Here is a 20150-nt window from a genome sequence, read left to right on the forward strand (position 1 = left end):
TTTACTCCGCAATGCGCGTAACGAAACGCGTCTTGATCGGCAGCTTGGCGGCAGCGAGGGTCATCGCTTCCTTGGCAATCTGCGTGGTGACACCGTCGATCTCGAAGATCACACGGCCTGGCTTGACGCGCGCAACCCACAATTCCGGGGTGCCCTTGCCGGAGCCCATTCGGACTTCAGCAGGCTTCTTCGAAACCGGGAGATCCGGGAACACGCGGATCCACACGCGGCCGGCACGCTTCATGTGACGGGTCAGCGCGCGACGGGCAGCTTCGATCTGACGGGCGGTGATCCGCTCAGGGGCCATCGCCTTCAGGCCGAACTGACCGAAAGCCAGCGTGGCGCCCGAAGTCGCAACGCCGTGAATCCGGCCCTTATGCGCCTTCCGGAACTTGGTCTTCTTTGGTTGCATCATGGCTTACGCCCTCAAACCTTCTAATTAAACGCTCAAGCGGCGTCGCGACGCGGCCGGGAATTGTCACCCTCGGCCATGCGCTTGTCCTGAGCCATCGGATCGTGCTCGAGGATTTCGCCCTTGAAGATCCAGACCTTGACGCCGCAGGTGCCGAACGTCGTGAACGCGGTGGCTACGCCGTAATCGATATCCGCACGCAGCGTGTGCAGCGGCACGCGACCTTCGCGATACCATTCCATACGCGCGATTTCCGCACCGCCCAGACGACCCGAGCAGTTGATACGAATGCCTTCGGCGCCGAGACGCATCGCCGACTGCACTGCCCGCTTCATCGCACGGCGGAACGCAACGCGGCGCTCGAGCTGCTGTGCGATCGACTCGGCGACCAGGGTCGCATCGAGCTCCGGCTTGCGGATTTCGACGATGTTGATCACCACGTCCGACGACGTAATGTCGGCAACCTTCTTGCGAAGCTTGTCGATGTCGGCGCCCTTCTTGCCGATCACGACACCCGGACGAGCCGATTGGATCGTGACGCGGCACTTCTTATGCGGGCGCTCGATGATGATCTTGGCGACGGCAGCCTGCTTCAGTTCCTTGTGCAGGATCTCGCGGATCTTGACGTCTTCATGCAGCAGCTTGCCGTATTCGTTCTTGCCGGCATACCAACGCGAGTCCCACGTACGGTTGATGCCGAGGCGCAGACCGATTGGATTGATCTTCTGACCCATCTTATTCTCCTGCGCCTGCTTACGCGGCTTCTGCTTCGACCTGACGAACGACGATCGTCAGCTGCGCAAACGGTTTAAAGATACGGCCCGAACGGCCACGGCCGCGCGGACTGAAACGCTTCATGACGATGCCCTTGCCAACATGCGCCTCGGAGACGATCAGCGCGTCAACGTCGAGGTCATGGTTGTTCTCGGCATTGGCGATCGCCGATTCCAGGCACTTCTTCACATCGACCGCGATCCGCTTGCGCGAGAACTGCAGGTCGGCGAGCGCAGCCGAAGCTTTCCGGCCGCGGATCATCTGCGCAACGAGGTTGAGCTTCTGCGGGCTCACGCGCAGCATGCGGGCGATCGCCTTGGCCTCGTTATCCGGGAGGCTCCGTTCGCGCTTTGGCTTGCTCATAGTCCTTAGCCCTTCTTGGCTTTCTTGTCGCCGGCGTGGCCATGGAAGGTACGGGTCGGCGAGAACTCACCGAACTTGTGACCGACCATTTCCTCGTTCACAGCGACAGGTACATGCTTCTGGCCGTTGTAAACGCCGAAGGTGAGACCCACGAACTGCGGCAAGATCGTCGAGCGACGGCTCCAGATCTTGATCACATCATGACGACCAGACGAACGAGCGGCATCTGCCTTCTTGAGCAGCGAACCCTCGACGAACGGGCCTTTCCAGACTGAACGAACCATGTCCGGCGATCCTTACTTCTTCCGCTTGTGGCGGCTGATGAGAATGAACTTGTTGGTCGACTTGTTCGACCGGGTCTTCTTGCCCTTGGTCGGCTTGCCCCAGGGCGTAACCGGGTGACGACCACCCGAGGTACGACCTTCACCACCACCGTGCGGATGGTCGATCGGGTTCATGACGACGCCGCGGTTATGCGGACGCCAGCCGAGCCAGCGGGTACGACCGGCCTTGCCGATCGAGATGTTCATGTGATCCGGGTTCGACACAGCGCCGATGGTGGCGGTGCAACGACCGTGAACCAGGCGCTGTTCGCCCGAGTTCAGACGAATGATCACGTAATCATGGTCACGACCGACGAGCTGGGCGTAGGTGCCGGCCGAGCGAGCGATCTGGCCGCCCTTCCCGATCTTCATCTCGACGTTGTGGATGATCGTGCCGATCGGCATGTTGCCGAGCGGCATGACATTGCCCGGCTTCACGTCGACATAGCTGCCGGCGATGACGGTGTCGCCAACGGCCAGACGCTGCGGCGCCAGGATATAGGCCTGCTCACCGTCTGTGTACTTGATCAGCGCGATGAACGCCGTGCGGTTCGGATCGTATTCCAGACGCTCGACCACGGCCGGAACATCGACCTTGGAGCGCTTGAAGTCGACGATACGATAGGCCTTCTTGTGGCCACCGCCACGGAAGCGCACCGTGATACGACCGGTGTTGTTACGACCGCCAGCCGAGTGCTTGCCTTCGGTCAGAGCCTTGACAGGCTTGCCCTTGTACAGCGCGGAACGATCGACCATGACCAGCTGACGCTGGCCGGGTGTCGTTGGGTTGAATGTCTTAAGTGCCATCGTTGATCGCCCTTACAGTCCGGTCGTAACGTCGATGCGGTGGCCCTCTTCGAGGGTGACAATCGCACGCTTGACGTTCGACTGTGAACCGAGGTTGCCGCGGAAGACCTTCGTCTTGCCCTTGCGAACCAGCGTGTTCACGCTCTTTACCTTGACGTCGAACAGCTTTTCGACGGCTTCCTTGATCTGCGGCTTGGTGGCCTTGCCGTCGACCTTGAAAACAACCTTGTTGAATTCAGAGGCGACAGTGGCCTTTTCCGTCACCACAGGGGCGACGATCACGTCGTAATGGCGCGGGTCGATGTTCTTCATTTGAAGCGCGCCTCCAACGCATCAAGCGCCGCCTTGGTCAGAACAAGCTTCTGACGACGCAGAATGTCATAAACGTTGATGCCCTGGATCGGCAGCACGTCGATGTTCGGAATGTTGCGGGCCGCCTGAGCGAAACCGACATGAACCTCGGCGCCATCGATGATCAGCGCATTGGTCAGGCCGAGACCCGAGAAATGACCGATCAGAGCCTTGGTCTTGGCGGCTTCCAGGTTGGCGTTCTCGATCACGATCAAGCCGCCGTCCTTGGCCTTCGCCGACAGAGCATGCTTCAGCGCGAGTGCGCGGACCTTCTTCGGCAGATCGAACGCATGGGAGCGAACTACCGGACCGAAGGCACGACCACCGCCGCGGAACTGCGGAACGCGGGCCGAACCGTGACGAGCACCGCCGGTGCCCTTCTGCTTGTACATCTTCTTGCCGGTACGCCAGATTTCCGCACGGCCCTTGGCCTTGTGGTTACCCGACTGGCGCTTTGCGAGCTGCCAGTTGACGCAACGCTGGATGATGTCCGCGCGCGGATCGAGACCGAAGATGGCGTCCGACAGCTCGATCGAGCCGGCGTCCTTACCCTCAAGCGTGGTGACGTTCAATTTCATCTCACACGCCCTCCTGCTCGGCGGCAGGTGCTTCAGCAGCACCCTCACCTGCCAGCTTGAACTTGCCGGGCTTCGGCGCGTCCTTCGGCAGAGCCTTCTTCACCGCATCGCGAACCGAGATCCAGCCGCCCTTGGAGCCGGGAACGGCGCCTTCGACGAGGATCAGGCCGCGCTCGACATCAAGCTGCACGACGCGCAGGTTGAGCGTGGTGATACGATCGACACCCATGTGACCGGGCATCTTCTTGTTCTTGAAGGTCTTGCCCGGGTCCTGACGGCCACCGGTCGAACCGATCGAACGATGCGAAACCGACACACCGTGCGTGGCGCGAAGACCGCCGAAGTTCCAGCGCTTCATACCACCGGCGAAGCCCTTACCGACCGAGGTGCCGGTGACATCGACGAACTGGCCAACCACGAAGTGGTCTGCCTGGATCTCGGCGCCGACCGGGATCAGCGCGTCTTCCGACACGCGGAATTCCGCGACCTTCCGCTTGGGTTCAACCTTGGCAACCGCGAACTGGCCGCGTTCAGCCTTGGGCAAATACACGGTCTTGCGCGAGCCCGATCCGAGCTGCAGCGCGACGTAACCGTTCTTCTCGCTGGTGAGGTGGCCAACCACCTGGCAGTTACCCAGCTTGAGCACGGTCACAGGGATATGTTCACCGGCGTCTGTGAAGACCCGGGTCATCCCGACCTTTTGTGCGATCACTCCGGAGCGCATCGGCGTGCTTCCTGTTCTTTCTGTCCGTTTGACCGGACGGGGACCTAAATACTTAGAGCTTGATTTCGACGTCGACACCGGCGGCCAGGTCGAGCTTCATCAAAGCATCGACTGTCTGCGGGGTCGGATCGACGATATCGAGAAGGCGCTTATGGGTGCGCATCTCGAACTGCTCGCGGCTCTTCTTGTCGACGTGCGGCGAACGGTTGACCGTGAACTTCTCGATGCGCGTCGGCAGCGGGATGGGTCCACGGACCTGTGCACCCGTGCGCTTCGCGGTGCTCACGATCTCACGGGTCGATGCATCGAGGATACGATGGTCGAACGCCTTGAGACGAATGCGGATATTCTGGCCGTTCATTGCCGTGTCTTTCTTTGAAAGCGAATGGTTGTTGCGAGTAGCGAGTAGCGAGACCCGCTACTCACGACTTCCTGTTCGCGTCCTTACTCGATGATGCTAGCGACGACGCCTGCACCGACGGTGCGGCCGCCTTCACGGATGGCGAAGCGCAGCTTCTCTTCCATGGCGATCGGCACGATCAGGTGCACTTCCATGGCGATGTTGTCGCCCGGCATCACCATTTCGGTGCCTTCCGGCAGATGCACAACACCGGTCACGTCGGTGGTGCGGAAGTAGAACTGCGGACGGTAGTTGGTGAAGAACGGCGTGTGACGGCCACCCTCTTCCTTGGTCAGGATGTAGGCCTCGGCCTTGAACTTGGTGTGCGGCTTCACCGAACCCGGCTTGCACAGCACCTGGCCGCGCTCGACGTCTTCACGCTTGGTGCCGCGCAGCAGCGCGCCGATGTTATCGCCGGCCTGGCCCTGATCGAGCAGCTTGCGGAACATTTCCACGCCGGTGCAGATCGTCTTCTGCGTGGCGCGGATGCCGACGATTTCGATTTCCTCGCCGACCTTGACGATGCCGCGCTCGACGCGGCCGGTCACGACCGTACCACGGCCCGAGATCGAGAACACGTCTTCCACCGGCATCAGGAACGGCTGGTCAACCGGACGCTCCGGCTGCGGGATGTAGCTGTCGACGTTCTTCATCAGCTCTTGAATGGCGTCGTGGCCGAGTGCGCGGTTCGAATCTTCGAGCGCAGCGAGCGCCGAACCCTTGACGATCGGAATGTCATCGCCCGGGAAGTCGTACTTCGACAGCAGTTCGCGGACTTCCATTTCCACGAGCTCGAGCAGTTCCGGATCGTCGACCATGTCGCACTTGTTCAGGAACACGACCAGCGCCGGCACGCCGACCTGGCGGGCGAGCAGGATGTGCTCGCGGGTCTGCGGCATCGGGCCGTCGGCAGCCGACACGACCAGGATCGCGCCGTCCATCTGCGCGGCGCCAGTGATCATGTTCTTCACATAGTCGGCGTGGCCGGGGCAGTCGACGTGGGCGTAGTGGCGGTTGGCGGTCTCGTATTCGACGTGAGCGGTCGAGATGGTGATGCCGCGCGCCTTCTCTTCCGGCGCCTTGTCGATCTGGTCGTAAGCGGTGAACGACGCACCGCCCGTCTCCGCGAGCACCTTCGTGATCGCCGCCGTCAGCGACGTCTTGCCGTGGTCAACGTGACCGATCGTACCAATGTTGCAGTGCGGCTTGTTACGTTCAAATTTTGCTTTGGCCATGACTCTCTCCGTTTAGTCGTCAACTGTCGCTAACGACAATCAGGCAAACTTCTTCTGGACTTCTGCCGACACATTGGCCGGCGCTTCCGCGTAGTGATCGAATGACATCGAGAACGTTGCACGACCCTGGCTCATCGAGCGCAGCGTGTTCACGTAACCGAACATGTTCATGAGCGGCACCATCGCGTTGATGACGTTGGCGTTGCCGCGCATGTCCTGCCCCTGGATCTGACCGCGCCGCGAGTTCAAGTCGCCGATGACCGAACCGGTGTAGTCTTCCGGGGTCACGCATTCGACCTTCATGATCGGCTCGAGCAGAACGGACTTGCCCTTCTGCAGCGCGTCACGGAGGGCCGCGCGCGATGCGATTTCGAAGGCCAGTGCCGACGAGTCGACGTCGTGATAGGCGCCGTCAACCAGCTGGACATGAACGTCGACCACGGGGAAGCCCGCGACCACGCCAGAGGTCATGACGCTGTTGAGACCCTTTTCAACGCCCGGGATGTATTCCTTCGGAACAGCACCACCGACGATCTTGGACTCGAACACGAAGCCCGAACCCGGCTCGCCCGGCTCGACCACGAACTTGACGCGGGCGAACTGGCCGGTACCACCGGTCTGCTTCTTGTGGGTGTAGTCGACTTCAGCGCGCTTCGTGATCTTCTCACGGAACGCCACCTGCGGTGCACCGATGTTCGCATCGACCTTGTAGGTACGGCGCAGAATGTCGACCTTGATGTCGAGATGGAGTTCGCCCATGCCCTTGAGGATGGTCTGGCCGGACTCGTGGTCGGTCGACACGCGGAACGACGGATCTTCCGCAGCGAGCTTCGCCAGAGCAACGCCCAGCTTTTCCTGGTCGGCCTTGGACTTCGGCTCGATGGCGATTTCGATCACCGGCTCCGGGAATTCCATGCGCTCGAGGATGACCGGCTTGTCCGGATCGCAAAGCGTGTCACCGGTGCGGGCTTCCTTGAGGCCAGCCAGAGCGACGATGTCGCCGGCATAGGCTTCCTTGATGTCTTCGCGGTTGTTCGCATGCATCAGCAGCATACGGCCGATACGTTCTTTCTTCTCACGGGTCGAGTTCACGACACCGGTGCCGCTCTGCAGAACACCCGAATAGATGCGGCAGAAGGTGATGGTGCCAACGAACGGATCGTCCATGATCTTGAATGCGAGCAGAGCCAGCGGCTCCTTGTCGTCGGCCTTGCGGACGATCTCGTTGCCGTCTTCGTCCGTGCCCTTGATGGCAGGCACGTCGATCGGCGACGGGAGATAGTCGACGACCGCGTCGAGCAGAGGCTGCACGCCCTTGTTCTTGAAGGCCGAGCCGCAGAGCACCGGATAGAACGCGCCAGTCAGCACGGCCTTGCGGAGCAGCTTCTTCAGCGTGGCTTCGTCCGGCTCGTTGCCGTCGAGATAAGCGGCCATGGCATCGTCGTCGAGCTCGACGGCGGCTTCCAGCATCTTCTCGCGATATTCCTTGGCCTTCTCGACCATGTCTTCCGGAATATCGACATAGTCGAACTTCGCACCGAGGGACTCATCGTTCCAGATGATGCCCTTCATGGTCACGAGATCGACGAGACCCTTGAAGTTGTTCTCAGCGCCGATCGGCAGCTGGATCGCAACCGGCTTCGCACCGAGACGGTCGATGATGTCCTGCAGGCACTTATAGAAGTCAGCGCCGGTCTTATCCATCTTGTTCGCGAAAACGATCCGCGGAACCTTGTACTTGTCGCCCTGACGCCAGACGGTTTCGGTCTGCGGCTCGACGCCCTGGTTGGAGTCGAGAACGCATACGGCGCCGTCGAGCACGCGCAGCGAACGCTCGACTTCGATCGTGAAGTCGACGTGGCCGGGAGTGTCGATGATGTTCAGGCGCTTGCCGTTCCAGTAGGCGGTGGTAGCAGCCGAAGTGATCGTGATGCCACGCTCCTGCTCCTGCTCCATCCAGTCCATCGTCGCCGCACCTTCGTGCACTTCGCCGATCTTGTGGCTCTTGCCGGTGTAATAGAGGATGCGCTCGGTCGTCGTGGTCTTGCCAGCGTCGATATGCGCCATGATACCGAAGTTACGGTAGTCCTCGATGGCATTTTGGCGGGGCATGAGAGTGTCCTTACGTGTCCGTTCGAGACGCGATTACCAGCGATAATGAGAGAAGGCGCGGTTGGCTTCCGCCATCTTGTGCACGTCTTCACGCTTCTTCACCGCGTTGCCGCGATTGTTCGAGGCGTCGAGCAATTCAGCCGACAGACGCTCGGTCATGGTCTTTTCGTTGCGGGCGCGCGCAGCGGTGATCAGCCAGCGAATACCCAGCGCCTGGCGCCGGATGCTGCGGACTTCAACCGGCACCTGATAGGTGGCGCCGCCGACGCGACGCGAACGAACTTCGATCGTCGGCATCACGTTTTCCAGAGCCTGCTCGAACACGCCGAGCGGACCCTGCTTGGTCTTGGCTTCGATCAGGTCGAACGCACCGTAAACGATGGTTTCGGCGGCAGACTTCTTGCCGTCGTACATGATCGAATTCATAAACTTGGTGACGATGATGTTCCCGAACTTCGGATCCGGGTTAACTTCACGCTTTTCAGCTGAGTGGCGACGAGACATCGATCAAACCCCGACTTACTTCGGACGCTTCGCGCCGTACTTCGAACGACGCTGCTTACGGTTCTTGACGCCCTGGGTATCCAGCACGCCGCGGAGAATGTGGTAACGCACGCCGGGCAAATCCTTGACGCGACCGCCGCGGATCATGACCACGGAGTGCTCCTGAAGGTTATGACCTTCACCCGGAATGTAACCGATGACTTCGAAGCCATTGGTCAGACGCACCTTGGCAACCTTACGAAGCGCCGAGTTCGGCTTCTTCGGAGTCGTCGTGTAGACGCGCGTGCAAACGCCGCGCTTCTGCGGCGACTGCTGCAGCGCAGGAACCTTCTTGCGCGACTTCTGAATTGCGCGCGGAGTAGCGATCAGCTGGTTGATCGTCGGCATGTCAGCCTTCACCCTTTAGTTCGCTCGAAACCGTAACGGTTTCCTCAAAATCACTCGGAGCAACCTGCCCCACGGTTCGCATCACGTGAAAGCTTCACGCAAAACGAAATCACGCCAACCATTCATCGCTGAATGGAAAGCGCTAAACGCCACAGAGGACCGCGACTTGACCGCCAGACTTACGTCTTTGGATCTGCATCGAGGTCATGCATTCGAATTTGATCTCAAGAGAACAAGTCTCTCAGGAGACAAACGTCGCTTTGGCATTGCCTTGATATAGCGACAGCGTCTGAGCTTCTGGGTCGAGGTTGGTGCCCAATTTATCCCGAAGAACTGATTGGGTGATCCGTTCCGACACTGGCGAAGCTCACCGCCTGTCGTTGAATGGGCGGGTTGTATCCGCAGGGGATACCCAAGTCAACAACAAAGCGCGATGAAAGAAACGCTTCTCGCAGAGGATGTTCTAGCATGTCGATCATGACAGAACATACGCGATTTCGACGCCGCACATGCCATCCACGGAAGAATCTCCGACTCGGATTCGTTGCAGTTTGATGAAGGAGAATCGCCTCGGTTGCGGCGATTTTGCGCCTCCCCTGCCGACCCGCATCGCCTGCGAGCCGAATCCCGTCCCGAATCGGTACAATCTAGGAGCTTCCGGGCATTAAATGGTACCCGGCCCACTTGCGGAGAGCTGCGACCTGCCCGCTTTCCATCGGTCAGGCGGATACAGGAATGCGCGCGATGACTTTGATTTCGAAATCGAAGCCCGCCAGCCAGTTGACCCCTACCGCAGTCCAGTTCGGGTAAGGCGGCTCACCGATCACCCCGACCGGACGGCATCGACCGCCGCGAACTGCGTGGCCGGATCGGTATGGAAGGTGGTGACGTCAACGACGTCCTCAAACGTGCAACCAGCCGCCTTCAGCACGGCCGCGAGATTATCGAATGCCAGCCGGACCTGCTTTTCGAACACCGGCTCTGGCGAGCCGTCTTCCCGGCTGCCAACCTGGCCGGAGACAAACAGGAGGTCGCCCGAGCGTATCGCCGCTGAATAGCGGTTGATCTCGTAGAGGGCCTGTCGGCCGGCCGGAAAAATCGCGTCGCGTTTGGTCATGGTGTCAGTCCTGTTCAAGGATTATATACGCCTCGTATGTCAGATTATTCGAACATACGATCCGCATGTCAATACACATACGGTGCGTATGCTACTTTGCGGAGATGGCAGTGGTCGCGCGACGGCGAGCGGAAATGGTGGAGGAAACCCGGGCCAAGCTCATCCGGGCGGCCCGGACGGCTTTTGCCACCAAGGGTTATGCCGCGGCATCGATGGACGACCTCACCGCCGAGGCCGGCCTGACGCGCGGCGCGCTCTATCACAACTTCGGCGACAAGAAGGGTTTGCTGCAGGCGGTCATCGACCAGATCGACGCAGAGATGCTGGCCCGAATGCGCGTGGCATATGGTCAGGCAGCGACGGCCTGGGAAGGATTCCTCAACGAGGGCATCGCCTATATCGAAATGTCGCTCGAGCCCGAGATTCAGCGCATCATGCTGCTGGATGGCCCTGCCGTGCTCGGCGATCCCTCGCAATGGCCGAACCAGACCGCGTGCCTGCGTACGACAACACAAGCAATCCAGCGGCTGATCGACGACGGAACGGTTAAGCCTGTCGATGCCGAAGCGGCGGCCCGTCTGATCAATGGCGCGGCGCTCAACGCTGCGCTCTGGATCGCTGCAGCCGATGATCCCCACGCGGTCCTTGCGAAAGCTGTCGAGGCTTTCCGCCAGCTCGCGGCGGGCCTGCTGCGAACGGTGGGATGACCGCGTCACACATCTTCAGATGTGCTCACTCGTCGTCATCCTCGTCATCATCATCGTCATTGGCAGATGACCTGTGCCGCTGATCATCCCAGAGCTGGCGGTAAGTACCGTTCAGCGCCAGTAGCTCTTTGTGCGAGCCGCGCTCGATCACCTTGCCGCCATTGATGACAATGATTTCGTCCATATCCACCACGGCGGCCAGCCTGTGCGTCGACGAAATCAGGGTGCGGCCCTTGGCGAGTTTGAACAGCGTCTTGTTGAGCGCCGCCTCTGTCGTCTGATCGAGGGCCGACGTCGCTTCGTCCAGCAGCAGCACCGACGGATTGCGAACGATGGCCCGCGCGATGGCGATGCGCTGGCGCTGGCCGCCGGACAGCGTATCGCCGCGTTCGCCGACCTGGGTGTCATATTTATCCGGCAGGCTCATGATGTAGCGATGGATCTCCGCCTTGCGCGCCGCCTGCTCGACTTCCTCGTCGGTCGCGCCTTCCTTGCCAAGCCGGATGTTCTCGCGGATCGACATGTTGAACAGCATGTTCTCCTGGAACACCACGGCCATGTGTCCGCGCAGGGATTCCCGCGTCACCTTGCGGATATCGACGCCGTCGATGGACACCCTGCCCTCATCCGGCACATAGAGCCGCAGGATCAGGTTGAGCAGCGTGCTCTTGCCGGAACCTGACGGGCCGACAATGGCGACAGTCTTGCCGACATTGATCTTGAGGCTGAGATTGTCGAGCACCGGCTGCTGGCTGTTCTCATACTGGAACGAGACGCGGTCGAAGGTGATGTCATTGACGATACGCGGCAGCTCCGGTGAGCCAGGCTTGTCCGCACCGCGGGTCGGTTCATCGAGCATCTCCTCCATGTGCCGCACGGCGGCCGCCGCCTGGATCGACACCGGGATGAAATGCATCACATGTGCGATGTTGTAGGATACCTCCCAGAACGCGCTTTCGAAGGTGACGAAGGTGCCGACGGTGATCTGCCCCTTGGTGGCGAGATAGGCGCCGATCGCCAGCACCACCAAATGCAGCAACAACACCGCGACGGTGACCGAGCGCTCGACCATGGTCGACAGGAAGGTCGCAGCCGCGATCCTGTCGCGGGTCTCGTTGTTGCGCAGCCGGAACCAGCCCATGGTCCGGCGCTGCAGGCTGAAGGCCTTGATCACCGCCTGTGCCGCGATGTTCTCCTGCACCATGCCGAGTACGGACGCTTCGCTGAGCTTCTGGTCGTAATTGGCCTGCACCGCTTTCGGCGTCAGGATGCGCGGACCGATCAGCGTGATCGGGAAAATCAATAGCGCAACGGCGGCCAGCTGCCAGTTCAGATACAGCATCAGCACGATGCCGGCGATCAGTTCGAGGAACGGCAACAAGGCGCTGTTGGCGAAGCTCTTGATGGCCGTCTCGAAGGACGACAGATCGATCGAGAAGCGTGACAGGATCTCGCCGCGCTTGGTGCGGGCGAAATAGGCCGACGGCAGATCCTGCACGTGATCGAACAGGCGCGAGCGAACGTCCGTGATGATCGAGGCGGCCAGCTTGGCGTCCCAGCGCTCGTACCAGATCGCAACGATCGACGTGACGACGCCGGCGACGGCGAGCACCGACAGGATCTTGTACAGCGCGTCGAAGTCTTCTTCGCCAAGCGCATCGTCGATCAGATATTTGAGGCTGAGCGGCATGAAGACGTTGAATAGCGTCTCGACCAGAACGCCGAAACCAACGAAGCCTACCAGCTTGCGATACCTGCCGACGAACGGCCGCGTGAAACGATAGACCGTCCCGAATGCGCCGGCGGCCTCGCGCGCGGTGAAGACGACCAGTTCCTCGTCATCATCGTCATCGAGCTCGTCGTCGTCTTCATCCTCGTCGTCATCGTCGACGACAGGCTTGGCTTTTGCCGCCTTCTCGACAGGCGGCGGTTTGGTGCTGGGAACCGAAGCGGCGGCGGCGCCAACCGGGAGCGCAAACTTGTCATCGAGCGGCGTGGCCGGCTCGGCCGCATTCTTGTCGTCAGATGGAGGCTTTGGAGGTGGCTTCGACGCCATGGAACGAACCGTTGCTGCACGGTCCTTCGACCGCAAGAATCAATGAAGCGGCCCGGACAGCCACGGCAATGATCCTATGCGATCAGAATGCCCTCGGCAAAGCAACCGAAGGCAGATGCCAAAGATCAATCCTCGGCATCGACCTTGTCGAAGAACGAGTAACGCAGGCTGTCCGCGTCCGCATACCAGTGGCCCGGCCCCTTGCCGGCGGCCAATGTCGCTTCCCAGACCGCCTCGGTGCAGTCGCGGCGATGCATCGACAGGTCGAAGCCGTTGCCGAAGAACAATTCCGACCATTCCCACCAGGTGCCGAGCTTCTTGACGCCGCGCAGCAGGTCATAGCGATCGATCACCGCCGGCGCCATGTCCGATGTGACCGAGCCAAACACGAGGCCGGTCTTCACCACGCGGTTGAGCTCCTGCACCGCCTTCACCACCTGCTTGTCGCCGACATGGCACAGGCTGGTCTCGAACACGAAATCGAACTGCTCGGCCTTGAACGGCAGATCGGTGATCGAGCCGAGCTTGTTGAACTTCTGCAGCGCCTTTGGCGTCTTGGCGTGGATCGCCTTGTTGTTCTCGACACCCCAGGCGTCGATGCCCCTGGCGCGCAGCGCGCCGACCAGTTCGCCTGATGCCGAGCCGGCGACCAGCAGCTTGTAGCCCTTGGCGCGGCCCCAGACGATCTTGATGAGATTTGTCAGATAAGCGGGGTCGGTGAACTGGCTCCAGACCTCGCTATAGGGACCGACTCCGCGATAGTTCTGGAAATAATCGCGGTCGATCTTGTCGGAGCTGACCGCACCGCCCTGTCCCTGCGCGCGGCGCAGACGCATCATTTCGGTGAGGATGATGTCGGTCGCGGCATCGGAAGAGTCGAGCAGACCGTTCAGCGTCGAGTCGAACAGATAATCGCCGACCACGACGAGGCCGGGATGATCCTTCGGCTCCGGCCGGTGATTGGTCATCACGTCGCGTACCGGCATGCCGCCGGGGATCGCGTTGACCGACGACAGCCAGCGATGGATCTTGCCTTCCAGCAGATGCTCACGCGCATCGCCGAATGATGCCGGCAACGACTTCAGCGCGGCGTCGATCAACTCATCGTCCGTGAGGTTCGCAAAGGCCAGTGCGTCGGAGCCTGGCACCAGCCAGTTCAGCACACCATGCTTGCCGACATCGTGGCGCGCACCCTCGTTATAGACGCAGCAGCCGCCAAAGGCTTCCGACATGAACCAGGCGCCGGGAATCTGATCGCCCCAGAACGGCGTATCGAACAGCAGCGAGATGCGCAGATAATGCGCCGGACGGTCGAAGTAAGCGATGTGCTTGACCATCGACTTGCGCAGTTCTTCGCCATCCCAGCGCATGGTCGCCAGCCATGAATGCGGCAGGCACATCACCACGAGATCGAAGTCGCGGGTGTCCGGGCCCTTGCCGTTCATCATGTCGAGCTGATAGCGGCCCTTCTCGGTCTTGCCGACCTTGAGCACACGGTGATTGAGCCGGATGTCGGCATCGACCTCCGACTGCAGGCAGGAGATCAGTTGCTCGTTGCCGTTCTGGATCGAATACAGGCCGATATAGCCGTCGACATCCATCACGAAGTTCTTCAGCGCATTGAGGCCGTTGGTGTTGTGCGTCTCGGTCGCGATGTCGGAGCGCGCCATCACTTTCAGGAAGCGCTTGGCCATGGGATCGCTGACTTCCTTATCAAGCAGCTCCTCGGCATTCATCCATGCCCAGGGATGTTCGTTGTCGTGCGAACCGACGCCCTCGTAATATTCGATCGGCGACACCATGCTCGCGCACTTCTTGCGAAAGGCTTCAATGGCGGCTGCGGTCTTCGCGCCATATTTCTTGCGCATGCCCGGCACGTCATTGAGCAGCTCGCCGTCGAGCTGCACCTGCTCGGCATCCATCGGAATCGTCTGCAGACCGAAATGCTGGATCAGCTCGCGCAGCGGATCCGGACCGGTCATCGAGTAATCGTAGATCTCGGCGACGCCAGCTTCGTACACGGCTGGCGCGGTATCGAATGTGCGCGTGAGAATCTTGCCGCCGACGCGGTCGGACGCCTCATAAATGGTGACACGGCAGAGATCGCCGAGCTTCTTCTTGAGATACCAGGCGCTCATCAGGCCGCCTGGACCACCACCAACAATTGCAAGATCGAGCATAGGTTTCTTTCACGCGTCGTATTTACCGGCGGCAATATCCGGCAACGGTCGATGTAACGTATTCCCAGCCAAAGCGGAATCCGCTGACGCTGCAAGGCTGGCCCGTCGACCCCGTCGACTCGCGCTAACCCACTCCAAGTGAAAACATTTTTCAGCTGAAGGAAAGATGAACGAAAGCATGTAGTGCGCCGCAACACACGCCATACGCGAAAAAGGCCGACTTTCGCCAGCCTTTTCCATGGCATTGGTGTGATCTGCAGTGGAAGGTCAGTCGGCGCTTCGCGACAAGACACGCTCCATGATGATGGTCCGCTCCTCACCGTGATAGGCGTCGCGAACGGCGGTGAAGCCCAGTCTCGCGTAAAAAGCCTCTGCAGTGACCGTCGCCGGGACCATCAGAATCGCAAGCCCCCGGTCGCGGGCAACCATCTCGATCCGCTGCACCAGCAGACGGCCGATGCCGCGCCCTTGCGCATCTGGCGAAACGAACATGGTCCGCAGGGCCTGCCCGTCCAGGCTCGCCGTGCCGACAACGCGATTGTCCATCTCGGCAACGAACACCTCGCGCTGGTCGATCAATCGTTCGACAGCCGCGGGGCCGAAACTGAGTTCAACCCGCGCGATGATATCGGGCGTGTAATCCTTGGCATTGGTTTCGCGCAGCGCGCGGATGATGACGCGACTGATATCTGCTGCATCGCCGGCCAGGGCCGACCGAATATCGCATGTCATCTGACCGCTCTCCGTTTCCAACCGAATGAACAGATCAAAACGAGAAAGGGCCAGCTTGCGCTGGCCCTTTCGTTTCTTAGGTCTGCCCGGCCCGATTACTCGGCCGACGGCAGCATCAGCGGTTCTTCTGCCGGAGCCGACGGCACGATCGCCGCCTGCTTCTCGCGCTCGTCGAGGATCATCTTGTCGCGCTTCATTGCGACTTCGCGGATCTTCGCCATCGAGGCGCCGGTACCGGCCGGGATCAGACGGCCGACAATGACGTTCTCCTTGAGGCCTTCGAGCGGGTCCACCTTGCCGTTGACGGCAGCTTCGGTGAGCACGCGCGTGGTCTCCTGGAACGACGCTGCCGAGAAGAACGAACGGGTCTGCAAGCTGGCCTTGGTGATGCCCAGCAGAACCGGATTGCCGGTCGCCTGCTTCTTGCCTTCTTCCTTCGCCTTCAGGTTCAGCGCGTCGAACTCGATCTTGTCGATCTGCTCGCCCGAGATCATGTCGGTCTCGCCCTGATCGGTGATCTCGATCTTCTGCAGCATCTGACGGACAATCACTTCGATGTGCTTGTCGTTGATGAGCACGCCCTGCAACCGGTAAACTTCCTGGATTTCGTTGACCAGATAGGCAGCGAGTTCCTCGATGCCCTTGATCGCCAGAATGTCGTGCGGCGCCGGATTGCCTTCGACGATGTAATCGCCCTTTTCGACGATATCGCCGTCCTGCAGATGGATCTGCTTGCCCTTCGGAATGAGGTACTCGCGAGTCTCCTCAGTCTTGTCGAGCGGCTCGATCGAAATGCGACGCTTGTTCTTGTAGTCGCGTCCAAAGCGGATGGTGCCGCCGATTTCCGCGATGATCGCCGCGTCCTTCGGCTTGCGCGCCTCGAACAGTTCGGCCACCCGCGGCAGACCGCCGGTGATGTCACGCGTCTTCGCGCTTTCCATCGAGACACGGGCGAGAATGTCACCCGAGGTCACCTTGGCATCGACGTCGACCGACAGAATGGCGTCGGGCGACAGCATGTAACGGGCATCGCCGCCACGTGCGAGCTTGAGGACCTTGCCGTCCTTGCCCTTGATGACGATGGCCGGACGCAGGTCCGCACCGCCACGCGACGAACGCCAGTCGGTAACGACACGCTTGGCGATACCGGTCGACTCGTCGAGCGTTTCCGCAATCGACTGGCCGTCGATCAGATCCTCGAACCCGATCGTGCCTTCGACTTCGGTCAGCAGCGGACGGGAATACGGATCCCATTCCGCGATGCGCTGGCCACGCTTGATCATGTCGCCATCGGCCACGTGCACGCGGGCACCGTACTGAATACGGTACGTCGCACGCTCGGTGCCATCGGCATCGCTGATGGCGATGACCATGTTGCGCACCATCGCGACCATGTGACCTTCGCCGTTCTTGGCGATGCTCTCGTTCTTGATCGTGATCTTGCCGTCGAAGTTCGACTCGATCACCGACTGTTCGTTGAGCTGCGCCGCGCCACCGATGTGGAAGGTACGCATCGTCAGCTGCGTGCCGGGCTCACCGATCGACTGCGCCGCGATGACGCCGACGGCCTCACCGTGGTTGACAGGCGTACCGCGGGCCAGATCGCGACCGTAGCAGGTACCGCAGATGCCGTTGACCAGCTCGCAAGTGAGAGCCGAACGGATCTTCACTTCCTGGATGCCGGCCTGCTGGAGCAGATCGACGTCCTTCTCTTCCATCAGCGTGTTGCGCTTGATCAGCACCTTGTTGGTCGCGGGATCGCGAATGTCTTCGCAGGCCGAACGACCGAGGATACGCGACGCCAGCGATGCGACCACCGAACCGGAGTCGATGATGGCGCGCATCTTGATGCCGAGATTGGTGCCGCAATCGGTCTGCGTGATGATGCAGTCCTGCGCCACGTCGACGAGACGGCGGGTCAGGTAGCCCGAGTTCGCGGTCTTCAACGCGGTGTCCGCGAGGCCCTTGCGGGCGCCGTGGGTCGAGTTGAAGTATTCGAGAACCGACAGACCTTCCTTGAAGTTCGAGATGATCGGCGTTTCGATGATCTCGCCCGACGGCTTGGCCATCAGGCCGCGCATACCACCGAGCTGACGCATCTGGGCCGGCGAACCACGGGCACCGGAATGCGCCATCATGTAGATCGAGTTGATCTGGGCTTCTTCACCCTGCGCATTCTTCTTCACCGAGGAGATTTCCTTCATCATCTCCTTGGCGACTTCTTCACCCGCCTTCGACCAGGCGTCGACGACCTTGTTGTACTTCTCACCGTGGGTGATCAGACCGTCATTGTACTGCTGCTCGAAGTCCTTCGCGAAGGCACGAGTCGAGTCGACGATCTTCCACTTCGAGCCTGGCACGACCATGTCGTCCTTGCCGAACGAGATGCCCGCCTTGAACGCGTTGTAGAAGCCGAGCGCCATGATGCGATCGCAGAAGATCACAGTCTCTTTCTGACCGCAGTGACGATAGACCTGATCGATGACGCCCGAGATTTCCTTCTTGGTCATCAGCTTGTTGATGACGTCGAAAGGCATCTTCGGCGACTTCGGCAGAACCTGACCGAGCATCGCACGGCCGGCGGTGGTTTCGATCAGACGCGTGACCGGCTTGCCGTCTGCATCCAGACCCGACCAGCTGTACTTGATCTTGGTGTGGAGGTGGATGACCTTCGCATGCAGCGCATGCTCGATCTCCGACATCTCGCGATAGACCTTGCCCTCGCCCGGGAGACCCGCACGCATGGTCGACAGGTAGTACAGACCCAGCACGATGTCCTGCGACGGCACGATGATCGGCTGACCGTTCGCGGGATGCAGGATGTTGTTGGTCGACATCATCAGGACGCGCGCTTCCAGCTGCGCTTCGAGCGACAGCGGAACGTGCACGGCCATCTGGTCACCGTCGAAGTCGGCGTTGAAGGCCGAGCAGACCAGCGGGTGCAGCTGGATCGCCTTGCCTTCGATCAGCACCGGCTCGAACGCCTGGATGCCCAGACGATGCAGCGTCGGCGCGCGGTTCAGCAGCACGGGATGTTCGCGAATGACCTCGTCGAGGATGTCCCAGACCTCGGGACGCTCTTTTTCAACGAGCTTCTTCGCCTGCTTCACCGTGGTGGACAGACCCTTGGCGTCGAGACGCGAATAGATGAACGGCTTGAACAGTTCGAGCGCCATCTTCTTCGGCAGGCCGCACTGATGCAGACGCAGTTCCGGACCGACGACGATGACCGAACGGCCCGAATAGTCGACGCGCTTGCCGAGCAGGTTCTGACGGAAACGACCCTGCTTGCCCTTCAGCATGTCGGCCAGCGACTTCAGCGGACGCTTGTTGGCGCCGGTGATGACACGGCCACGGCGGCCGTTGTCGAACAGTGCGTCGACGGCCTCCTGCAGCATGCGCTTTTCGTTGCGGATGATGATGTCCGGCGCGCGGAGCTCCATCAGACGCTTCAGGCGGTTGTTACGGTTGATGACGCGGCGATACAGATCATTCAGATCCGACGTCGCGAAGCGGCCGCCATCAAGCGGCACCAGCGGACGCAGATCCGGCGGGATCACCGGTACCACCGTGAGGATCATCCATTCCGGCTTGTTGCCGGAATAGCGGAAGGCCTCGACGATCTTCAGGCGCTTGGCGAGCTTCTTGTGCTTGATGTCGGATTCGGTCTCCTTCATCTCGACGCGCAGCTGCTCGTCGAGCTTCTCGAGCTCCAGACCCTTCAACAGTTCACGGATCGCCTCGGCACCGATCATCGCGGTGAACGAGTCCTGGCCGTATTCGTCCTGCGCCTTCAGATACTCTTCTTCAGACAGCAGCTGACGGTCCTTGAGCGCGGTGAGACCCGGCTCGAGAACGACGTAGTATTCGAAATACAGGATACGCTCGAGATCCTTGAGCGTCATGTCCAGCAGCTGGCCGATGCGCGACGGCAGCGACTTCAGGAACCAGATATGCGCAACCGGAGCCGCCAGTTCGATGTGACCCATGCGCTCGCGACGGACGCGCGACAAAGTCACTTCGACCGAGCACTTCTCGCAGATGATGCCCTTGTACTTCATGCGCTTGTACTTGCCGCACAAGCACTCGTAATCCTTGATGGGCCCGAAGATGCGGGCGCAGAACAGGCCGTCGCGCTCGGGCTTGAAGGTACGGTAATTGATGGTTTCCGGCTTCTTGATCTCGCCGTAGGACCACGACAGAATCTTCTCCGGGGACGCAATCGAGATCCGGATCTGGTCGAAGACCTGAGCCGGAGTCGTCGGATTGAAGAGATTCATAATTTCTTGGTTCATCGTCTTCTCCTCGCGTGCCGATCGCCATCAGCAGCAAATTCGAAATTCTTTAGAGCCACACACCCTGCCCCACGTCCCGGCTGGGTGCGGACG

At 60.6% G+C, this 20150-nt stretch carries 18 protein-coding genes and 1 pseudogene; 1 reads left to right on the plus strand and 18 read right to left on the minus strand.

Annotated features, from left to right (window positions below; translation table 11 throughout):
• Position 1 precedes the first annotated feature (1 nt).
• From rplP to AB8A27_RS13945, 14 genes and pseudogenes are all read right to left on the minus strand, one after another.
• The gene (gene rplP / locus AB8A27_RS13880) at positions 2 to 415 is read right to left on the minus strand and encodes a 50S ribosomal protein L16 (protein WP_092144473.1); all 414 of its coding nucleotides are present in this window, start codon (positions 413 to 415) and stop codon (positions 2 to 4) included.
• A 32-nt stretch (positions 416 to 447) separates the two neighbouring features.
• Positions 448 to 1146, minus strand: coding sequence for a 30S ribosomal protein S3 (gene rpsC / locus AB8A27_RS13885; protein ID WP_068731624.1), 699 nt, complete (start codon positions 1144 to 1146; stop codon positions 448 to 450).
• Positions 1147 to 1165: 19 nt separating this feature from the next.
• Positions 1166 to 1549 carry a 50S ribosomal protein L22 gene (rplV, locus tag AB8A27_RS13890; protein ID WP_092144475.1) on the minus strand — a complete coding sequence of 128 codons (384 nt, stop codon included), beginning with the start codon at positions 1547 to 1549 and terminating at the stop codon, positions 1166 to 1168.
• Positions 1550 to 1554: 5 nt separating this feature from the next.
• Positions 1555 to 1833: a 30S ribosomal protein S19 gene (gene rpsS / locus AB8A27_RS13895; RefSeq protein WP_089268170.1), complete on the minus strand. Its 279-nt coding sequence runs from the start codon at positions 1831 to 1833 to the stop codon at positions 1555 to 1557.
• Positions 1834 to 1845: 12 nt separating this feature from the next.
• Entirely contained in the window at positions 1846 to 2679 is an 834-nt protein-coding gene (gene rplB, locus AB8A27_RS13900; protein ID WP_441242391.1) for a 50S ribosomal protein L2, read from the minus strand.
• 12 nt (positions 2680 to 2691) lie between these two features.
• Complete coding sequence (locus tag AB8A27_RS13905; protein ID WP_441242392.1) at positions 2692 to 2991, minus strand: 50S ribosomal protein L23; 300 nt, start codon at positions 2989 to 2991, stop codon at positions 2692 to 2694.
• Complete coding sequence (gene rplD, locus AB8A27_RS13910) at positions 2988 to 3608, minus strand: 50S ribosomal protein L4 (protein ID WP_441242393.1); 621 nt, start codon at positions 3606 to 3608, stop codon at positions 2988 to 2990. The genes AB8A27_RS13905 and rplD overlap by 4 nt, the downstream gene beginning before the upstream one ends.
• Position 3609: 1 nt before the next feature.
• A complete protein-coding gene (gene rplC / locus AB8A27_RS13915) occupies positions 3610 to 4332 on the minus strand; it encodes a 50S ribosomal protein L3 (RefSeq protein WP_092144483.1) in 723 nt (240 codons plus the stop codon).
• A gap of 52 nt (positions 4333 to 4384) precedes the next feature.
• Positions 4385 to 4693 (minus strand): 30S ribosomal protein S10, encoded by a 309-nt coding sequence (rpsJ, locus tag AB8A27_RS13920; RefSeq protein ID WP_013166261.1) that lies wholly within the window; start codon positions 4691 to 4693, stop codon positions 4385 to 4387.
• An 83-nt stretch (positions 4694 to 4776) separates the two neighbouring features.
• Positions 4777 to 5967 (minus strand): elongation factor Tu, encoded by a 1191-nt coding sequence (gene tuf, locus AB8A27_RS13925; RefSeq protein ID WP_115029402.1) that lies wholly within the window; start codon positions 5965 to 5967, stop codon positions 4777 to 4779.
• A gap of 39 nt (positions 5968 to 6006) precedes the next feature.
• On the minus strand, positions 6007 to 8079 hold the full coding sequence (fusA, locus tag AB8A27_RS13930; protein ID WP_441242394.1) for an elongation factor G: 2073 nt from the start codon (positions 8077 to 8079) through the stop codon (positions 6007 to 6009).
• 33 nt (positions 8080 to 8112) lie between these two features.
• Positions 8113 to 8583, minus strand: a complete 471-nt coding sequence (gene rpsG / locus AB8A27_RS13935; RefSeq protein WP_441242395.1) for a 30S ribosomal protein S7 — start codon at positions 8581 to 8583, stop codon at positions 8113 to 8115.
• Positions 8584 to 8598: 15 nt separating this feature from the next.
• On the minus strand, positions 8599 to 8970 hold the full coding sequence (rpsL, locus tag AB8A27_RS13940) for a 30S ribosomal protein S12 (protein ID WP_068731626.1): 372 nt from the start codon (positions 8968 to 8970) through the stop codon (positions 8599 to 8601).
• A gap of 719 nt (positions 8971 to 9689) precedes the next feature.
• Positions 9690 to 10087, minus strand: a pseudogene (locus AB8A27_RS13945) (RidA family protein).
• Between the two features lie 134 nt (positions 10088 to 10221).
• Between AB8A27_RS13945 and AB8A27_RS13950 the strand changes: the two are divergent.
• On the plus strand, positions 10222 to 10794 hold the full coding sequence (locus AB8A27_RS13950) for a TetR/AcrR family transcriptional regulator (protein WP_441242396.1): 573 nt from the start codon (positions 10222 to 10224) through the stop codon (positions 10792 to 10794).
• Between the two features lie 25 nt (positions 10795 to 10819).
• Here the strand turns inward: AB8A27_RS13950 and AB8A27_RS13955 are convergent, their stop codons facing one another.
• The 4 genes from AB8A27_RS13955 to rpoC form a co-directional block, all read right to left on the minus strand.
• Positions 10820 to 12850 (minus strand): ABC transporter ATP-binding protein, encoded by a 2031-nt coding sequence (locus AB8A27_RS13955; RefSeq protein WP_441242397.1) that lies wholly within the window; start codon positions 12848 to 12850, stop codon positions 10820 to 10822.
• Between the two features lie 125 nt (positions 12851 to 12975).
• Positions 12976 to 15030, minus strand: a complete 2055-nt coding sequence (locus AB8A27_RS13960) for an FAD-dependent oxidoreductase (protein WP_441242398.1) — start codon at positions 15028 to 15030, stop codon at positions 12976 to 12978.
• A gap of 267 nt (positions 15031 to 15297) precedes the next feature.
• Entirely contained in the window at positions 15298 to 15762 is a 465-nt protein-coding gene (locus AB8A27_RS13965) for a GNAT family N-acetyltransferase (RefSeq protein WP_441242399.1), read from the minus strand.
• A gap of 95 nt (positions 15763 to 15857) precedes the next feature.
• The gene (gene rpoC / locus AB8A27_RS13970; RefSeq protein WP_441242400.1) at positions 15858 to 20057 is read right to left on the minus strand and encodes a DNA-directed RNA polymerase subunit beta'; all 4200 of its coding nucleotides are present in this window, start codon (positions 20055 to 20057) and stop codon (positions 15858 to 15860) included.
• Between the last annotated feature and the right edge of the window lie 93 nt (positions 20058 to 20150).

It is taken from the genome of Tardiphaga sp. 768_D3_N2_1, from assembly GCF_052076105.1.
GTDB lineage: Bacteria > Pseudomonadota > Alphaproteobacteria > Rhizobiales > Xanthobacteraceae > Tardiphaga.